Here is a 16,764-nt window from a genome sequence, read left to right on the forward strand (position 1 = left end):
GTGGCCGGAACGGAAAGAATGGGGCGAAAAAAAGAAATTCCGCATGATGGAATTATGCGAAAAGCAAGGTGAATTTTCCTGAACAAGTGGCCGTAGAATTCATAAAGTTATCATTCTGTTGACCCTTTTTTTACCCGTCACTAACCCGTTGCGGCAAATGTGTTTGATTATAGCAACATTCTTACATATTAAGTTTGTGTTAACCCGCCAATCTATGCAAAACGATTATGTAATTTTGAGTAGAATCTTTTTACTATGAAACAAAAGCTACTCATCGGCTTAGCTATTTTAGCATCGTCAGTTACAACATTTGCCCAAATGCCCGGCAAAATTGCCCAAACAGGGCAGGTTTTATTGCCAAACGGCTGGAAGCTTAGCCCGGCAGGCACATCCCTCCCCTTGGGCGATTTACCGCTCAACATCCAGCTATCGGCTTCGGGCAAGCTGCTGGCGGTTACCAACAACGGCCAAAGCACCCAATCCATCCAACTTATCGACCCAAAAAACGAGAAGCTGCTGGATGAAAAGGTGGTAGCCAAATCATGGTACGGGCTTACGTTCAGCAAAGACGAGAAAAAGCTTTACGCATCGGGCGGTAACGATAACCTGATCTATGTTTTTAATATAACCGGTACTAAACTGGGCAAACCCGATACTATTAAACTGGCGCCAAAATCATGGCCAAAAGACAAGGTATCGCCGAGTGGAATAGCGGTCAATAAAAGCGACACCAGGCTTTATGTGGTAACTAAAGAGGATAGCACACTTTATACGGTTAACCCTAATGATGGTAAAACATTACAACGGCTCAAGCTGCCATCAGAGGGTTATAGCTGCATCTTATCGCCAAATGAAAAAACGCTTTATATTTCTTTATGGGGATTTGGCCAGCTTGGCATTTACGATGTGGCTACCCAAACACTTAAAACTATAAAAACAGGCAGCAACCCCAACGAATTGCTGCTGAATAAAAAAGGCAGCCTGCTTTATGTAGCCAACGCCAATGATAATTCGGTATCGGTAATAAACACGGCAACGCACAGGGCGCTCGAAACTATTTCTACAGCCTTATACCCTACCCATCTTACCGGCTCAACTACCAACGGCCTTGCCTTATCGGCCGATGAAAAAACGCTGTACATAGCCAATGCCGATAACAATTGCCTGGCCGTGTTTGATGTAAGCAAACCCGGCAGCAGCCGCAGTATGGGTTTTATACCTGTGGGCTGGTACCCTACCAACGTTAAAATACTGGGCAAAAAAATACTGGTTGCCAACGGCAAAGGTTTTACATCAATGGCCAACCCGCAAGGACCGCAGCCTGTAAAAAAGGCCGATAACAGCGGCTATCAAAAGGGGGCTATCAATAGCAGGGAGCAATACATTGGCGGCTTATTTAAAGGCGCACTGTCGTTTATAAATACACCATCGGTAAGTGAGCTTAAGGTCTATACCAAACAGGTTTATGCCAACACGCCTTTTAACAACAAAATAGCCAAAACAGCACCGGGCGAAGAGGGGAACCCTATCCCCCGCCGGATGGGCGAAAAATCGCCTATTAAGCACGTGTTTTACATTATTAAAGAAAACCGCACTTACGACCAGGTTTTGGGCGATATGCCACAGGGCAACGGCGATACTTCGCTGTGTATTTTTGATAAAAAAGTAACGCCCAACCACCACGCCATTGCCAGCGAGTTTGTACTGCTTGATAACTTTTATGTAGACGCGGAAGTAAGTGCGGACGGACACAACTGGAGCAACGCCGCCTACGCCACCGATTTTGTGGAGAAAACATGGCCAACCAGCTATGGTAGCCGTGGTGGTAATTACGACTACGAGGGCACCCGCAAAACAGCCTACCCCAGGGATGGCTTTATATGGGATTACTGCAAACGGGCCGGTGTAAGCTACCGAACCTATGGCGAATTTGTTACCGATGGCAACCCGGGCAAGGCCAGCCTTAAATCGTTAGAGGGGCATTACTGCACGAAGTCGCCGGGCTTTGACCTGGGTGTGAAGGATATTAAACGCGTAGAGATCTGGAAACACGATTTCGACTCGTTACTGGCTATTAACGCTGTGCCGCGTTTTAACAGCGTAAGGATTGGGAACGACCATACCAGCGGGCAGCGTAAAGGTGCCCTATCGCCCATAGCGGCTGTTGGGGATAATGACCAGGCAATAGGCCAGTTTATTGAATATCTTTCAAAAAGCCCTATCTGGAAAGAGTCGGTAGTATTTATTTTAGAGGATGACGCCCAAAACGGGCCCGACCATGTGGATGCACACCGTTCGCCGGTGTTTGTTGCAGGGCCGTATGTAAAACGTAACACGGTGGTGCATGGTATGTACTCCACTTCGGGCGTATTACGCACTATCGAACTGATATTAGGCCTGCCACCCATGAGCCAGTACGATGCTGCCGCCATGCCCTTATATGATTGCTTTACCAGCAAAGCAGATTTCACACCGTACGTGGCCAAAGCCGCACAGGTTGACCTGGAGCAACGCAACGTTGCTGTAAATGAAAGCAGCCGCCGGTCGGAATTGTTTAACCTGGCCAAAGAGGATGCGGCACCAGACATTGATCTGAACGAAGTGATCTGGAAATTTGTTAAGGGCGAAACCGCGGTTATGCCCGCGCCAAAACGGAGCGCCTTTGTAATTTTGGAGCCGAAGAAGGAAGAAGACGATGATTAGTGTTGAGTCTTAAGTACAAAGTCTTGAGCTCTAAGTCAAGAGCCACAAAGTATTAATTAAAATCTCTTTTGACTTAGAACTTTAGGCTTTAGACTAAAAACTACCGCGGTTGTTTAATGAAGAATATATGAATTAATAGAAATTAGAAAATCTAACTTTGAAGTAATTCCTGAAATTCAAACAAATCCCTAACTTCGGGTTCTGTCAAATTCTAATTGTTATGATCACCATCGAAAACGAATACCTGAAGGCAAGCATCGATACCAAAGGTGCGCAGTTAAGTTCATTAATTGATAAGGCAACCGGCATTGAACACCTTTGGCAGGCCGATGCCGCCGTTTGGCCATGGCATGCACCCAACTTATTCCCGGTAGTAGGTGGCTTAATTAACAACGAACTGGTGGTTGATGGCAGCAAGTACCCTATGGGGCGGCATGGCTTTGCCAGGCAATCGGAGTTTATAACATTAGATGCAGGCGATGTTTCGGCAAGTTTTTCGTTGCCTTATTGTGATAACACCTTAAAGACATACCCCTTTAAATTTGATTACCAGGTACTGTATACACTGATAGATAACGCCCTCAGGATAACCTATAAAGTAATTAACCTGGATAAAAAAACCATCTACTTTTCGGTAGGGGCTCATCCTGCTTTTAACGTCCCCTTTAACAAAGGCGAAAAATACGAGGACTATTACATTGAATTTGAAACCGATGAGCACCTGGAAACAGAACTGTTATCTGCCGATGGTTTTTTTAATGGCGAAAGTCACCCGGTGCCCACACCCAAAAACAGGCTGCAATTAACCCGCGATTTATTTAATGCCGATGCCCTGGTGTTTAAAGAGTTAAAATCGAGAATGGTAACCATAAAAAGCGACAAGCACGGCCAAACACTATCGGTTGAGTTCCCTCACTTTAGCTACCTGGGCATCTGGGCCAAACCCGGTGCCGATTTTGTGTGCATCGAACCCTGGTTAGGCTGCGCCGATACCGCAGGCGAGCAAAAAGACATTAAACACAAAGAAGCTATCCAGAAACTAAGCCCAGGCCATGTTTTTGAGGCTCCGTTTTTTGTGAGTTTTTAAGGGGGGAAGTATAAATCATCATTGCATCGTTCGTACCCATGACATATTCAATTTTCCTGTCATCCTGAGGAACGAAGGATCTGTCAGCTATGCATGACCGATAGAAAAGTTCGCGAATAGATCCTTCGTACCTACCCATGACATATCGAATTATATAGGTACTAAGTCCACATTAAATTCGATAGCGAGCTTTTGTAAATACCTTTGCTTCTGCTCTTTAAGCATGTTATCATATACCTCTATGCCTTTTTCTACAAAATCGCTCCCTTTAACCATTAAACGCCAATATTGAATAGCCAATTTTCTGGCAGTTGCTTTGATGGCTATCGCCGGACCTTTTCTTCCTCTTAACCGCCTGGCGAATGCTCCCCATCCAATGTATTTGCTGTTTAGCAAGCCGCACGCCATCTCCTTGAATATCTGGCCGGCGGTAGGTTTTCCTTTGCTTTTACTTTTGTTTTTCTTGCCCGAACGGTTCTGACCGGGAGATACCCCAAGCCAATTGGCAAACCGTTTTTCCGTCGACCACTGGCTTAAATCGGCTCCAATTTCTGTATATAACTGTAACCAGTTATAATCTGTAAAGCCGGGAAGTCTGGTGGCATCCCGGCCACCAAATATTTTCAGCAAATGCCCGCCAAGGTCTTTAACCTGGGGCTTATTGTGCCTGATCGGTTTTCTATTTCCGGTATTTGTACCGGGCGGTAGTTGTTTGTCTTTATTAATCTGTTGCAAGGTGCTATCTATTTTCCGGTCACACTCCAAGATCTGGCCTTGATAAAAAAGATATGCCTTATAAGCCTGCTCCAGGGCAAAAAGCCCATGTGGCGTGTAATGGCCCTCCAAAGCCTTTAATACTTCTTCGCTCTTTTTATCTTTGATTTTTTTGTGGCAGAGAGCAAGCAGCTTATAACGGTCTCTTTCACCGGAAAGGATTGCTGTTATAAGGGCTTTTCCACTGGCCCCATGTATCTGACTTAATACTTCCGGTAAACGGATATTCATTTCGATCAGGGCCTTTTGCATATGCTGAATATGCATCGAGGCACTCCGGAGGTGGTCTTCACGTAATCGCTGGTAACTACGTAGCTCCTTGAGCAGCCCCTCAGAAACGTAGCAACGGTTCAGTAAACCATAACTATGTAACTGCTGGATCCACTGGCAGTCTTTCACATCTGTCTTTCTTCCAGGCAACTGTTTGGTTTGGCGGCCGTCGACCAGCCACACATCTAACCCTGCATCTGACAGGATATCATGAAGTACATACCAGTAAACACCTGTAGCTTCCATCGCCACTGTAGTTACCCGGTTCTCCAGTAAATATTTACTAAGTGCTACCAGATCGCCGGTAAAGGTTTCAAAGCTACGGACAGGGCCGCTTTCCAGGCCAACGAAAACATGACGGGAGCCAATATCTATACCGGCTGCATGTGTACGCATTTTTTCCATATCAAGCTTGTTTTAAATAAGCTGTGCCCGAAGGAGTATAAGGAAAAAACAGGCTACCCATCGGACAAATCACTGTAAACAGGATCGTACCATACCTTCAGACTCTATCTTCGGAACCATACTCAGACACAGGCACGAAGCACTATAACTCGACCGGCCACACTGCACAGCGTTAACAAAAGTATGTCATTTCACCTTCAGAATTTCGCGAAATTTTAACACTCAGGATGACAGTCTTTTATCTTTGAATATCATTTCCCCTTTAAAGTTTCGCGAAATCTTACAACTCAAGATCACAGTTTTACTGTCACACCGCCTTCTGCGTTGCCAGTTTCTTCAACTCATCCTTGGTTTTGGCAAACCAAACTTTATTGGTTTTGCGTTCCATGGCGCTTAGCTGGCGTTCTTCGTTCAGGATATCGGCAAAAACCTGGTAGGCATCGTCGGGGCGATTTTGCCTTATAAGGAACAACCCGTACTGATAGCGGGGCTCAAAGTACGAGTAGCGGCCCTTCATCGCCTTAAATTCCTTTTCGGCTAAATCAACCTGGCCCGTGTTTTCCAGGGCTTCAGCGTACTTCATATGCGCTTTTGAGCGGGCAAACTGGGGTAGCTTATAAATTTTCTGCGCTATCGGGATAATCTCCTGGTAACGCTCCTGCTCGTAGTAGGCAATAATTAATTGGGCAAGTACATGTTCATTCTCGGCGAAGGCACCGGTTAGGCTGGCCTGGTATATTTCAACTGCTTTATCGGTAAAGCCGGCTTCCAGGTAGGCATCGGCCAGTTTTACTTTGTTTGCAAAGGTATCGGTAAAGCGCAACTCATCTTCCAGCCGTTTTAGTTTTACACCGGGGTTAAGTACAGCGCCCACATCCACTTTAGGTATACGGATGGAATGGCGGTTGGTTAAAATTTCCTTATAAATATAAATAAGGCAACCCAAAACAGGGATAACAATAAGTATCCAAAGCCATTGTTGTTGAGTACCCCTGCGCAGGCAATGAATAATACAAAAGGCTTCTAAAATAAGTACCAAATAATAATAGCTGCCGCCGCCAAAAAGCATATTCATATTGCAAAAGGTATTAGAGTTGTAGTTATCCTCAAAAATAAAAAATTGCAGCATTTAATGGCATCATTTTAAGTTAAAATAATGCTTTTGGGGTTTCAGCCCACATGTTTACAAATAATGCCTATTGCAGTTGATTATCAGGCGGCTCGCCATTATAGTGCCGATGCGAAACTAATTTGAACAACGTTCGCGGCAATGCTGTAGCCGTGGATTGCTGAGATATTCAAAAGCGGAAACAAAAACCCTATTTCAGTTTGATGCCCCGCCTGCTGAATATGGGACAGCAGCAGGTGATATAACCAAATTTGTTAAATCCTTTGCCTGCTTTTTTAATATTAAATTCACAAACAATACGATTTATTTATGTCAATAATCTTTTTTAACACATGTTGATAATCTGGTAAATAGAGTTTATTAGCATAGTAAAATAATATTTTTTTGTTTATTATTATTTAAAAATAGTTCATACATTAGTATCACCAATTTACATAAACCTACTATCAAAAACAGTATTATGAGCACATTAACCACAACCTCGTACGACGTAATTCAGGAACTCCAAACCCAGATCAATGATGACAGCGACTTTGCAAACGCGCTAACCATTTCGTTAGTGTCGGCAAATAATTTGGCTATTGCCAACCTCGATCCTGATTTGTACAATGCACTCAATGATTTATACTCGGGCTTTGGGTGGCCTACTATCCCCGGCGATTATATTACCTACCTGACGCTTTTTTCAGAAGTAATACCCAGCGAAAACACCGGCATTTATGATCCCTGGGAAAATACACCCGGGCAAAACGGCTATAGCCAGGAGATATACGACCGCCTGTGCCAATTTTACTGGCTGGTAGACCAGGGTGCATCCGGTGTTACCTTGCAGAACTACCAGAGCCCCATTAATGAGTTTACGTTTGCAGGCTGGCTTGACGAGTATGCTACAGCCTGGGGCAGCTTTTTAGATACACCTGCTTCGCTTACACCAGAAGCACTTCAATCGTACTGGAACGATCCGGAATATAACCTGCCCGACTATGCTAACGACTCGCCTAACTGGGTTTCATTCAACACCTTTTTTTACAGGCAACTTAATTCAACACAGCCCGATGGCTCGCCTATGCGCCCGGTTGCCAACCCCTATGACAATACCATTATTTGCTCACCGGCCGATTGTACTTTCAAAGCATATTACCAGATTGACCAGGACGGGAATGTGATTGATAGCGATGGGAATTTCACAACAGTTACCTTAAAGCAAACACATACCATAGGCAATATCAACGATTTACTTGGCGAAGCGGGGAGCCAGTATGCCGCCAATTTTTATAACGGCACTTTTGTTCATTATTTTTTAAGCCCGTTTGACTATCACCGCTTTCATACACCGGTGAGTGGCACCGTTCTTGACCTGGTAGCAGTACCCGGTAATGTATACCTTGCTGTTAATATAACCGATAACCAGTTTGATGCCCCCGACGCAGCCGAAGATGGATATGAGTTTACCCAAGCCAGGGGCGTATTGGTAATTGACACCAGCACAAGCGGATCTGACGTTGGCCTGGTTGCTACCATACCTATCGGGATGGCGCAGGTATCGTCAGTTAATATGTACACAGATACCCTGCAGGGGCAACAAGTAGATAAAGGACAAGAGTTTGGCTATTTTGCCTTTGGAGGATCAGATATTATTATGCTTTTTGAACCACCTCTTGACGACCTTAAGTTTATCACAGATGTAGCAAACGCCCAGGAACCATCAAGCTATCAGGATGCTAATGCATTTCACTTCAGATATGGACAGCCTTCTGTTATTATTGTATGATAAATTAACAGGGAGATTTTCGGCGGAATCAATAATTAAAAAAGGCGATCAGTATTTTCACCTGATCGCCTTTATAACGTGTCTGCGATACTGTTGTTAAGATCAATACTTGGGCTAACAACAACCCAAGACTATAGCCGGATACTATTTTTGACGATGTTTCATATCACACCTACCATTCCTCGCGCCACTCTTCGGTTACGTCACCATCATAGAACAATCCGGCTGCTTCGGCTGCCTTTTGGATAAATTCGGCCAGGTCTTCGCGCTCCATGGTTTCAATAAAGTAGTCATGATCAATATTCAGCTGATCGAAGCCTTTTACAACGGCTTCAATAGCTTTCCAGATAGTTCGTTCATTGGTGGCACCCTGTAAGGCGGCAATATAATTATCCAGCAATACATCGGCTGTTACAATTGCCTCTTCGGTAAAAAATTCGCTGCCGTCATCTAATTGCGCTTTCCAACCTACTGTCGGCCTTGGGGTTTTTATCGGTTCCATAAGGTTTTGTGGATTTATATGGCCTAAGGTAGTTTAATGAAAGTACTTTTGCAAAACATAATGTAACCGGCCATGTAGGAATGATAAAGCAAGGAACAAGTACAAGTGGTTGTAGCCAAACCTGTTCTTTTGCAATAAGGATAGCAATGAATACCGGCCAATAGCGGCATAAGTGCCGGCCGCGCCTAAGGCCTTGCGGGCGTATAAACGGATAGCCTGGCCCGGGCCAACTTCTACCCCGCTGGGTCGGGATTGCCATGCCCCTGTTTGCAATCGAAATCTCCAGTTTATTTTGGGCTTTCCCTCTGCTTAAACATTAATAAATTTTATTAGTAACAATACAAACAAGTAACAGTCAAAAGCACATTAATACAGATTACCATAACCTGCAAGTTTTGCTGAATTATTATTAAAAATTACCCCATTAATAACACCTATCATGGCCACAAAAGAATCATTCTCTATAAACGGAGACATCCTGCTTAAAAAAGTAAAAGACCTTATTGCCGAAGGCAACATCAGAAAAATAACAATAACCGATCATTCAGGCAAAGAACTGATGACTTTCCCTTTGGCGGTAGGCCTTGTGGGCATTTTCCTGGCGCCTGTATTGGCGGCAGTTGGCGCAGTAGCCGCTTTAGTTGGCGAGTGTACCATCACTGTTGAGCGGGAAGAGCCTAAACAACCAGAAGCGGAAGAAAAAGAAGAAATATAATATACTATCGCAATTTGGCGGTGAAAAAACCCGACAGGCCTGCACCCTATATTTCGTCGCCAGATTGCGTTAACTGCCTTACGTTCGATTATATTCAAGCCCATTCGTTTCAAACACGGAGGCCACATGTTATAACCTACTTTATATTACCCGTACTTTTAAGCGCCCAGTACACCAGCACAGGCTGAAAAAACAGCCTTGCAAACCGTTTACCATCGGTATCTAATCCAAAAGCACTGCGTTTATTTACATATTGCGATATATTACCGGGGAATATCGCTGTAAAAAATGTGGCCGCGATTTTACCTGTAGTTGCTTTGTATTTTTCGGGAGCAAGTACCAATGCAGTTCCCAAGGTTATCTCGGCTATGCCGGAGTATACCACAGTATCGTCTGTTTTTAAAGGCACCCAGTCGGGTACTTGTGCCTTAAAATCTTTACGCGCAAATGTAAGGTGACTGATGCCAGCCATTATTAAACCTACCCCTAATAATACCCGGGCGGCTGTTTTTATGTTTTCGTCTTTCACGGTAGTTTATTTACAATTTGGTTTAACGATACAAATACCATTCCATGTATAAAAATCGCCGGCCGGTAATTGCGGTCGCAGTAAAAAGCGATTTTTATATACCGTTGAAACCGAATTCTTCAACAGTCATTTTAACTTGACAGTTTGATGTTAAATCTCTTTACACAATGGCTTTCACTCCCGGCACCTTAACTAACACCGCTGCCAGCAAAAAGGAACCAACAACAGCTCCTGGAGCAACAACTAACAACTTAAAGGCCGGATCGACAGCCCATGGTTTCAGCAACACCGATAACGATATCAATACCAGCGGGTGAAAAATATAAACGCAGAAAGTTAAGCGGGAGAGCTTTTTAAAAAAAACGGATTGATTGTTCCACCTTTGGCGGGCTATACCCAACAGGGCAACGATGATAAAAATACCTGTAAATTGTTCCCAAAAGGCATACATTAATGATTGCCAGCTGCCATGCCCGTTAAGGGTTTCGATTGGGCTTTGGGTTATAGTTACCACTGCGTACAATACAGGGAACAATACAACTATCATGGCCAACGCCACTATAGCAAAACTTTTACCCAATTGATAGTTTACATTATTCAACCATCTCCCCCGCGAAGCTATAATACCTAAAGCAAACAAAGCCACATACTGCGCAAAATGCCCTAACTGGAAACCAACCGGTTTCAAGATCCAACCTACGGGGAAAACCCATCGGACAAAGTAGCTCGCAAGTGCCAGCGCGGCGGTAAATAAAATAATCTTCCGGCCACCTGGCGGCATTGGGTTTACTACACCTGGCTTTTTATCAAACCAAAATCTTACTACTACATACAACACGCTGAATAACAATAAAGCCGCTACAAACCACAGCACCCCAAAATTTATCCAGGGATGAAAGCCGCTCAAAAATTGCAGATAAGTAATGTTGTTCCCCTGGGCAAATCTATAAACAAGGTAACTTAAAACCGGCGAAAGTATAAACGAATAAAATATCAGCGGGATACCAAGGCGTTTCAATCTGTCGCCCAAAAACTTCAGAGTGCCCTTTTTATTATATGACGATTCGGTAAAGTATGCCGAAAGGAAAAAGAAGAAGCCCATGAAAAACGCCTGGTTGGTGGCTACAAACAACGTCATGGGGATAAGCGCCGCCTTAAGCGTGGTTTTTTCGGTAAGATACCAGCCTCCGGGCGCTCCATACGTAATAAATGCATGATGCATGATCACCAATACAGTAAGCACTACCTTTAAATTATCTACATAGCCGATTTTGGCGCTGTTGCTATTTGCTGTCGCAGGGATACCAGTTTCTGTTTGCATAAGGTTGTCGATAAACAATATTGTAAAACAGACGGCAATTTTGCCCCCTTGTTACAGCACACTGCAAAATTATCTGCCTTTATTTTTTAATCTGAATGGCTAATAATGCACTTTTGCCATCATAATAAACATCATAACGATCAACATTTTATCCTCATGGAAATAAGGCCGGCTACAAAACAAGATTACGACTCGATTTGGGAAATATTCTCGAACGTTACACAAAGCGGCGATACCTACGCATTTGACCCGGAAACCCCAAAGGCCGATTTGGACAAATATTGGTTTGGCAGCTCTATTGAAACGTTTGTTGCCGAAGAAGATGGCAAAATACTGGGCACCTATATATTAAAACCCAACCAGCCGGGCCTGGGCAGCCACGTTGCCAATTGCGGCTACATGGTGCATCCCGATACCCGCGGTAAAGGTGTGGGCAGTCAATTGTGCCTGCACTCGCTTGAAAAAGCTAAAGAACAAGGTTACCAGGGCATGCAGTTTAACTTTGTGGTTTCAACTAACGAAAAAGCCGTAAAGCTTTGGCAAAAATATGGCTTCGCCATCATCGGAACCACTCCCGGCGGATTCAGGCACCGACAACTGGGGTTTGTAGATACTTATATCATGTACAGAAACCTGTAAGTTAAACTTATTGCTTGCCCAAAACGGGCGGCGAAGCGCCCAGGTTGGTATTCCTTTTATCTGCCGGGATCTTTAAAAACGCTTTGTAACTGGTATCCAGATAACTAACAAGGTTAAAAGCAGCACTAAAATAGTATTTTGTTGATGGGGTATACAGGATCAGAAAATCATCCATGTCCTTATCTTTCAGAGGCAGGTACTTAGCCATATTTTCGGCGTTAAAAACCTTAGCTATTTCATCCTGTTGCTGCTGGTCTTTTAAAAAAGCGGCTTGCTTAGCTTTTCGTTTTTCATCCTTTTTAAAATAATGTAACCGTATAGCTACGCCGCCTTTATAATATCCGGTTTTTGCATCGCGCTGGTACACTATCGTTTGGTTATGAAAATCTGGCGATTGAAACGAGCCTGTGTGCTTGGCTTCGGTTGCCGTAACGTTAACCTGGTTAAGCATGTTATGCTGCGGTATCAGAAAAATCTCCATTGGCTTATTGCCGGTAAGCAATACGGTATCGGCCCGGTAAAAACTGCTGCTAAATACCAGTACCTCGCCTATTTTCCCTTCAATATTAAATAGGCCACTTTTATCGGTAATGAAAACCTTGTGCGTGCCCATGTTTTCAACCTTAACGCCTTGTAGCGTTACACGTGTTTTGTTTTCAAACACAACCCCGGTTTGGATAGTTTGCCCAAGCGCTAATGCCGGAATTGAGCCGCTCAGTAGTAATAAAAGTAGATGTTTAAGCATGTTTAAAAATAAACATAAATCCGATCTGTAACTGTAACGAAATTGCATTTTAACTAAAATTAACATTTAAACGTAATTACATATACATCAGATACTTAAAGGTTGTTATCTTAAAAAAAGATAATTTTTTAACTACATTTTAATTTAAAAAAGTATCTATATTTGGTTCCAGTTTTAACCAAATACCTCCTGATCTTATTTTGAATATACTGTTACAAAGTTCGGAAACCCTGAGCGGGGGCGAATTGTTAGCTGTGCATAAATTCGCAGTCACGCTATCGGAGCCCATTTTTAGAGTTGGTAAAACCAGTTTTAAAAGCACTTGGTTTGCTAAAGTAAACGACCTATTACAGCAGCTAAAACTCAACATGGAGCATATCGCTCAAAGCATGCCCTTTGCTGCGCCATCAAATGCCCGGAGCGAAATTGAACAGGCACAAAACAATTTCAATTTATATAAAACCCATCTGCCCCAAAGTGGCACAAGGTTGCACAGTTACGCGGAATTTAACAGCAATAAAACATACTACAACAAACATCAATATATAGCTGTGCAGGCCGGCACTACAATTACAAAAATTGAAGACCTGGCTGAATCAAATAGAAATAATACCAACTCATTGGTATATGGTGATGTTGGCTGATGTAATATATTTACGCTCCTTACCTTTATTATGGACCAACTTGTTAATGTCAACTCATTTGAGTACAAGTACGAACGACTTGAAAGCTCAGAACTTATCGCTATCATACGCAATTCAAGAAATTTTCAGCCTCTTGCTGTTGAAACTGCGTACATCGAACTTCAGCGCAGGGCCTTGCCACCCGAACAACTTAAAGAAATAAATGACGAATTTAATTTTTACCTGAAGCGAAAAGTCACCAAACAAACGCAGGAGTTAAATTCGCCCAAGCCTCAGCAAGCAAAAAAAGCGCCCGTAAATCAGCAGTTTTTTTCGGCCAAGCGGGTAATCGGCATTGTTTCGTTAACAGTTTTGGCAGTGTATTTTATCACACTCGCCGAGGGTGATACCGCCGTTTTACGCATGATTACCGAATCAAGCTCATATCGCCCATCTTTTTTGTTTGTAGTAATACCTTATTTAATGTTGCCACTGGGCGCCATTGGTTTTGGTTTAAGAAAACAACTTGGGTGGATAATGCTGTCCTGGGCAGTAATGTATAACGCGCTTAAACAGGCATATTTTTTAAAAAAGGACCTGGATATTAAATTAAATGACCGCTATGCCGATATCATATCAACAGACGAAGTTATCCGGAACCTCATTGTTATCAGTTTTTTTGTACTGATATCTGTAATAGTTTGCCTGCCCGGCATCCGCGCCAAAATGAAAACCAGCATACTAACCATGGTACTAACGATGGTTGCTGCAGTTGGCTTTTTAGCATTGCAAGTGATGAAGGTTATTTAGTTGGGTGGTGAGTAGTGGTCAGCGGTCAGTGGTCAGTGGTCAGTGGTCAGTGGTCAGTGGTCAGTGGTCAGTGGTCAGTGGTCAGTGGTCAGTGGTCAGTGGTCAGTGGTCAGTGGTCAGTGGTCAGTGGTCAGTGGTCAGTGGTCAGTGGTCAGTGGTCAGTGGTCAGTGGTCAGTGGTCAGTGGTCAGTGGTCAGTGGTCAGTGGTCAGTGGTCGAATTAAACACAAATGGCGCACCTTTCGATGCGCCATTTGTGTTTAATAATGGATGATTTTGAAATTCATTCCCATGGAGCATATCGGAGTTATAAGCAAGGCCGGGAGGGGTTTCTCCGCACGATTTACAAATACACTGCTTTTCGCCTGATTTAACCCCTACCTTCCCTTCCCCAAGGAAGGAATCGCACAGTCCCCGCCTTTTACCAACTTTCACCATTCACTCCTCACTCCTCACCACTCACCATTCACTACTCACCACTCACTATTCACCACTCACTGCTCCACCTTCTTCATTGGCTTTTTGCAGCTTTTTGAGCATTTCGCTGCCAATTAAGGCGTCTATAATGCCGTTGCCACCGCCTTCTTTGCCGCTTACCATTATTTCTGGTACCAGTTTAATACCATTGCTGGCAAGGGCTTCGGCTACACGCACAATGGCGTATTGTTCGGTACCCATGGCTTCGGTTTTTTGTTTGGTAACTTCGGCTTCGGCCATACCTATGGCTTTAATTTTAGCACCTTCGGCCAAACCATTCACTTCGGTGGCGTTTGCATCAGCCTTGGCGTTCACGGTTTTTGCTTCTGCATCGGCCTTGGCAATCGTAATCCTTACTTCGGCATCCGCTTTTGCGTTAATGGTTTTTGCCTCGGCCTCACCACGTGATGCGGCAACCCTTGAGGCAGCCATTTGTGTATTTATCTCAACCTGGCGGGTCGATTTTACAACCTCCGGCTGCATATCGGCACCGGCACGGGCGCTTTCAAATTCCTTACGTTCAATTTGCGCATGGCGTTGTATCTCGTAAGTTACTTTTTCCTGTTCGGCTATTTTACGGTCGGTTAAGGTTTTCATCAAAGCGGCTGGCGGCACAATGTCGCCAATCAGGGTATCTACACCTATTACATTGTAGCTTTGCAGTACGGTGCTAATGTGTTCTTTAGCATCGTTTTGCCTTTCGATACGGTTGGCCAAAAAGCCGATAACATCACTCCGTTGAGCCGAGTTACGGAAATAGTTGGCAATGGTAGGCTCCAATACCTGCGATACCAGGTTTTTCATTTTACCAAAACGGGCTATCACTTTTGGCGCTTCGTTACGTGGAACGTGTATAATTTGTGACACATCAAGGTTGAATGTAAAACCATCTGATGACCTTACGGTAATAGTACACAGGTTTTTATCAAGCTCATGTGCCTCGGTACGGCTGTCGGCCCAGTTAAGCACGATGTTGGTAGTTGGCACAATTTCAACAGCGTGGGTATAAATGTTTACAGGGTGTTTACCAGGGTCAAGCGGCTCATCCCAAACGCCTTTTTCGTTACGTTTTACAATATTACCATGTTTAAAGGCATCACCGCTGGTATCCTTACCTTCGGGGCCAACAAAGGAGTTAACAACGCCTACATAACCAATGGGTATGTATATCATATCTACCTGCTCCACAATTACAAACCAGGGGTTAAGGTAATAAGTACCGGCCAGGATAACATCTTCCTGCAAACCCTTGCGGCCACCGGCGTTGATGAACGCTATAGGATCCTGGTAGTTTTTATGCCCTTCTACCGAGTAGCCGGCAATTTCGCCTTTGGCCAGCGGCTCGCCATCCAAGGTAGTAATAATACCAACCTTGTTTTCCTGTATTTGGGTAATAGGTACCGTTACAATCTCGAACAGGAAAGTATTGATACGGTAACTACCCGGCGTAAGGAAAGCGGCCTGCGGGCCCTTTTGACCGTTGTTATCAAGGAACGCAATAGCATCCTGGAATTTATCGCAGTTTACCGGTTTACCAAGCACACGGCCTGTATCAAAGGATGCACCGTCCTTTGCTTTTACCAGCCCGAGCTTGTTTTGCTCAATAATGGTAAAGGGCTCCATAGTAATACCATACTGCCAGGGCCACATGCCCCAATACAAGCCTGGCGCAAGCGCTTTGGCCTGCATACCGGCCTCGCCATTGGTGGCAATGATACGTCCGTCGGGCAACCGCGATTTACTTGACAAGGTAAACTTTTTAACCACCAGGCCAATACGGTCGTCGGGGACGATCACCATCCCAAAGAATACGCGTAAAACAAATTTGTACAGTACCAATAATAAAATTAGGGGCACGGCATAAAAAAGCATAACAATTGATTTGTCCATTTTTTTAAGATTTAGAATTTAATTTTTTTTTGATTTTTTTAACGGAACCCTTAAGGTGCGGGCCCTCACAATACTAAGTAGCATACCTTTTGGAAGGGAGTCCTTGGCTATTTAGTGTCATTTAGACAGTTACGGTTATAGGTTGTTACAACAATTTTAAAAAATATTTTTGGATTTGGGAATTCGAATGTTCGATTTCGGATTTATTTAAATCAAGAAGTTTTGAAAGTGGTAAAATTTTGCAAAATTCCAACAGGAAAATGATAAGCTCATGAAAGACAACAGGGTGGCCTCAGAAGCTAAAAGCCCACAGAACCAAAGTGTTCAAAAATCTTGATACTTGATACTCCCCTCATCTACTTTAAATAATTGCAA

16 protein-coding genes and 1 pseudogene are annotated in these 16,764 nt (G+C 43.8%); 9 read left to right on the plus strand and 8 right to left on the minus strand.

Annotation, left to right across the window (positions count from 1 at the left end; all coding sequences use genetic code 11):
* The first annotated feature begins 255 nt into the window (after positions 1 to 255).
* Together PQ469_RS20530 and PQ469_RS20535 are read left to right on the plus strand one after the other, a co-directional pair.
* Positions 256 to 2,703, plus strand: a complete 2,448-nt coding sequence (locus tag PQ469_RS20530) for a bifunctional YncE family protein/alkaline phosphatase family protein (RefSeq protein ID WP_274209350.1) — start codon at positions 256 to 258, stop codon at positions 2,701 to 2,703.
* Positions 2,704 to 2,923: 220 nt separating this feature from the next.
* Complete coding sequence (locus PQ469_RS20535) at positions 2,924 to 3,790, plus strand: aldose 1-epimerase family protein (RefSeq protein WP_274209351.1); 867 nt, start codon at positions 2,924 to 2,926, stop codon at positions 3,788 to 3,790.
* Positions 3,791 to 3,940: 150 nt separating this feature from the next.
* Here PQ469_RS20535 and PQ469_RS20540 read toward each other — a convergent pair whose 3' ends face one another.
* Together PQ469_RS20540 and PQ469_RS20545 are read right to left on the minus strand one after the other, a co-directional pair.
* The gene (locus PQ469_RS20540) at positions 3,941 to 5,239 is read right to left on the minus strand and encodes an IS110 family RNA-guided transposase (protein WP_274209352.1); all 1,299 of its coding nucleotides are present in this window, start codon (positions 5,237 to 5,239) and stop codon (positions 3,941 to 3,943) included.
* A 307-nt stretch (positions 5,240 to 5,546) separates the two neighbouring features.
* Positions 5,547 to 6,314, minus strand: a complete 768-nt coding sequence (locus tag PQ469_RS20545; protein ID WP_274209353.1) for a PLDc N-terminal domain-containing protein — start codon at positions 6,312 to 6,314, stop codon at positions 5,547 to 5,549.
* Positions 6,315 to 6,828: 514 nt separating this feature from the next.
* On the opposite strand from PQ469_RS20545, the gene PQ469_RS20550 reads away from it, so the two are divergent.
* A complete protein-coding gene (locus PQ469_RS20550) occupies positions 6,829 to 8,139 on the plus strand; it encodes a phosphatidylserine decarboxylase (protein ID WP_274209354.1) in 1,311 nt (436 codons plus the stop codon).
* A 172-nt stretch (positions 8,140 to 8,311) separates the two neighbouring features.
* Here the strand turns inward: PQ469_RS20550 and PQ469_RS20555 are convergent, their stop codons facing one another.
* Both PQ469_RS20555 and PQ469_RS20560 read right to left on the minus strand, forming a co-directional pair.
* Entirely contained in the window at positions 8,312 to 8,641 is a 330-nt protein-coding gene (locus PQ469_RS20555) for a hypothetical protein (RefSeq protein WP_274209355.1), read from the minus strand.
* A gap of 33 nt (positions 8,642 to 8,674) precedes the next feature.
* A complete protein-coding gene (locus tag PQ469_RS20560) occupies positions 8,675 to 8,914 on the minus strand; it encodes a hypothetical protein (protein WP_274209356.1) in 240 nt (79 codons plus the stop codon).
* Positions 8,915 to 9,080: 166 nt separating this feature from the next.
* Between PQ469_RS20560 and PQ469_RS20565 the strand changes: the two genes are divergently transcribed.
* Positions 9,081 to 9,356 carry a DUF4342 domain-containing protein gene (locus PQ469_RS20565; RefSeq protein ID WP_274209357.1) on the plus strand — a complete coding sequence of 92 codons (276 nt, stop codon included), beginning with the start codon at positions 9,081 to 9,083 and terminating at the stop codon, positions 9,354 to 9,356.
* Positions 9,357 to 9,492: 136 nt separating this feature from the next.
* Here PQ469_RS20565 and PQ469_RS20570 read toward each other — a convergent pair whose 3' ends face one another.
* Both PQ469_RS20570 and PQ469_RS20575 read right to left on the minus strand, forming a co-directional pair.
* Positions 9,493 to 9,885, minus strand: a complete 393-nt coding sequence (locus tag PQ469_RS20570; protein WP_274209358.1) for a DoxX family protein — start codon at positions 9,883 to 9,885, stop codon at positions 9,493 to 9,495.
* Between the two features lie 160 nt (positions 9,886 to 10,045).
* Positions 10,046 to 11,206: an acyltransferase family protein gene (locus PQ469_RS20575; RefSeq protein ID WP_274209359.1), complete on the minus strand. Its 1,161-nt coding sequence runs from the start codon at positions 11,204 to 11,206 to the stop codon at positions 10,046 to 10,048.
* Between the two features lie 156 nt (positions 11,207 to 11,362).
* Between PQ469_RS20575 and PQ469_RS20580 the strand changes: the two genes are divergently transcribed.
* Positions 11,363 to 11,845, plus strand: a complete 483-nt coding sequence (locus PQ469_RS20580) for a GNAT family N-acetyltransferase (protein ID WP_274209360.1) — start codon at positions 11,363 to 11,365, stop codon at positions 11,843 to 11,845.
* A 7-nt stretch (positions 11,846 to 11,852) separates the two neighbouring features.
* Here the strand turns inward: PQ469_RS20580 and PQ469_RS20585 are convergent, their stop codons facing one another.
* Positions 11,853 to 12,590, minus strand: a complete 738-nt coding sequence (locus tag PQ469_RS20585; protein WP_274209361.1) for a hypothetical protein — start codon at positions 12,588 to 12,590, stop codon at positions 11,853 to 11,855.
* A gap of 200 nt (positions 12,591 to 12,790) precedes the next feature.
* On the opposite strand from PQ469_RS20585, the gene PQ469_RS20590 reads away from it, so the two are divergent.
* From PQ469_RS20590 to PQ469_RS31420, 4 genes and pseudogenes are all read left to right on the plus strand, one after another.
* On the plus strand, positions 12,791 to 13,234 hold the full coding sequence (locus tag PQ469_RS20590) for a hypothetical protein (protein ID WP_274209362.1): 444 nt from the start codon (positions 12,791 to 12,793) through the stop codon (positions 13,232 to 13,234).
* Between the two features lie 30 nt (positions 13,235 to 13,264).
* Complete coding sequence (locus tag PQ469_RS20595) at positions 13,265 to 14,023, plus strand: hypothetical protein (protein WP_274209363.1); 759 nt, start codon at positions 13,265 to 13,267, stop codon at positions 14,021 to 14,023.
* Positions 14,024 to 14,030: 7 nt separating this feature from the next.
* A pseudogene (locus PQ469_RS31415) lies at positions 14,031 to 14,171 on the plus strand (hypothetical protein); the annotation flags it as partial.
* Positions 14,108 to 14,296, plus strand: coding sequence for a hypothetical protein (locus tag PQ469_RS31420; RefSeq protein WP_443192813.1), 189 nt, complete (start codon positions 14,108 to 14,110; stop codon positions 14,294 to 14,296). The pseudogene PQ469_RS31415 and the gene PQ469_RS31420, both read left to right, overlap by 64 nt.
* 209 nt (positions 14,297 to 14,505) lie before the next feature.
* Here PQ469_RS31420 and PQ469_RS20600 read toward each other — a convergent pair whose 3' ends face one another.
* Positions 14,506 to 16,389, minus strand: a complete 1,884-nt coding sequence (locus PQ469_RS20600) for an SPFH domain-containing protein (RefSeq protein ID WP_090652866.1) — start codon at positions 16,387 to 16,389, stop codon at positions 14,506 to 14,508.
* Positions 16,390 to 16,764: the final 375 nt, after the last annotated feature.

It is taken from the genome of Mucilaginibacter sp. KACC 22773 (assembly GCF_028736215.1).
Taxonomy (GTDB): domain Bacteria; phylum Bacteroidota; class Bacteroidia; order Sphingobacteriales; family Sphingobacteriaceae; genus Mucilaginibacter.

What these genes read in the sequence shown, in the direction of transcription:
- PQ469_RS20550 (WP_274209354.1), top strand. Translation starts at nt 6,829, where the DNA reads ATGAGCACATTAACCACAACCTCGTACGACGTAATTCAGGAACTCCAA.
- PQ469_RS20565 (WP_274209357.1), top strand. Translation starts at nt 9,081, where the DNA reads ATGGCCACAAAAGAATCATTCTCTATAAACGGAGACATCCTGCTTAAA.
- PQ469_RS20530 (WP_274209350.1), top strand. Translation starts at nt 256, where the DNA reads ATGAAACAAAAGCTACTCATCGGCTTAGCTATTTTAGCATCGTCAGTT.
- PQ469_RS20545 (WP_274209353.1), bottom strand. Translation starts at nt 6,314, where the DNA reads ATGAATATGCTTTTTGGCGGCGGCAGCTATTATTATTTGGTACTTATT.
- PQ469_RS20535 (WP_274209351.1), top strand. Translation starts at nt 2,924, where the DNA reads ATGATCACCATCGAAAACGAATACCTGAAGGCAAGCATCGATACCAAA.
- PQ469_RS20580 (WP_274209360.1), top strand. Translation starts at nt 11,363, where the DNA reads ATGGAAATAAGGCCGGCTACAAAACAAGATTACGACTCGATTTGGGAA.
- PQ469_RS20585 (WP_274209361.1), bottom strand. Translation starts at nt 12,590, where the DNA reads ATGCTTAAACATCTACTTTTATTACTACTGAGCGGCTCAATTCCGGCA.
- PQ469_RS20540 (WP_274209352.1), bottom strand. Translation starts at nt 5,239, where the DNA reads ATGGAAAAAATGCGTACACATGCAGCCGGTATAGATATTGGCTCCCGT.
- PQ469_RS20575 (WP_274209359.1), bottom strand. Translation starts at nt 11,206, where the DNA reads ATGCAAACAGAAACTGGTATCCCTGCGACAGCAAATAGCAACAGCGCC.
- PQ469_RS20595 (WP_274209363.1), top strand. Translation starts at nt 13,265, where the DNA reads ATGGACCAACTTGTTAATGTCAACTCATTTGAGTACAAGTACGAACGA.
- PQ469_RS20555 (WP_274209355.1), bottom strand. Translation starts at nt 8,641, where the DNA reads ATGGAACCGATAAAAACCCCAAGGCCGACAGTAGGTTGGAAAGCGCAA.
- PQ469_RS20600 (WP_090652866.1), bottom strand. Translation starts at nt 16,389, where the DNA reads ATGGACAAATCAATTGTTATGCTTTTTTATGCCGTGCCCCTAATTTTA.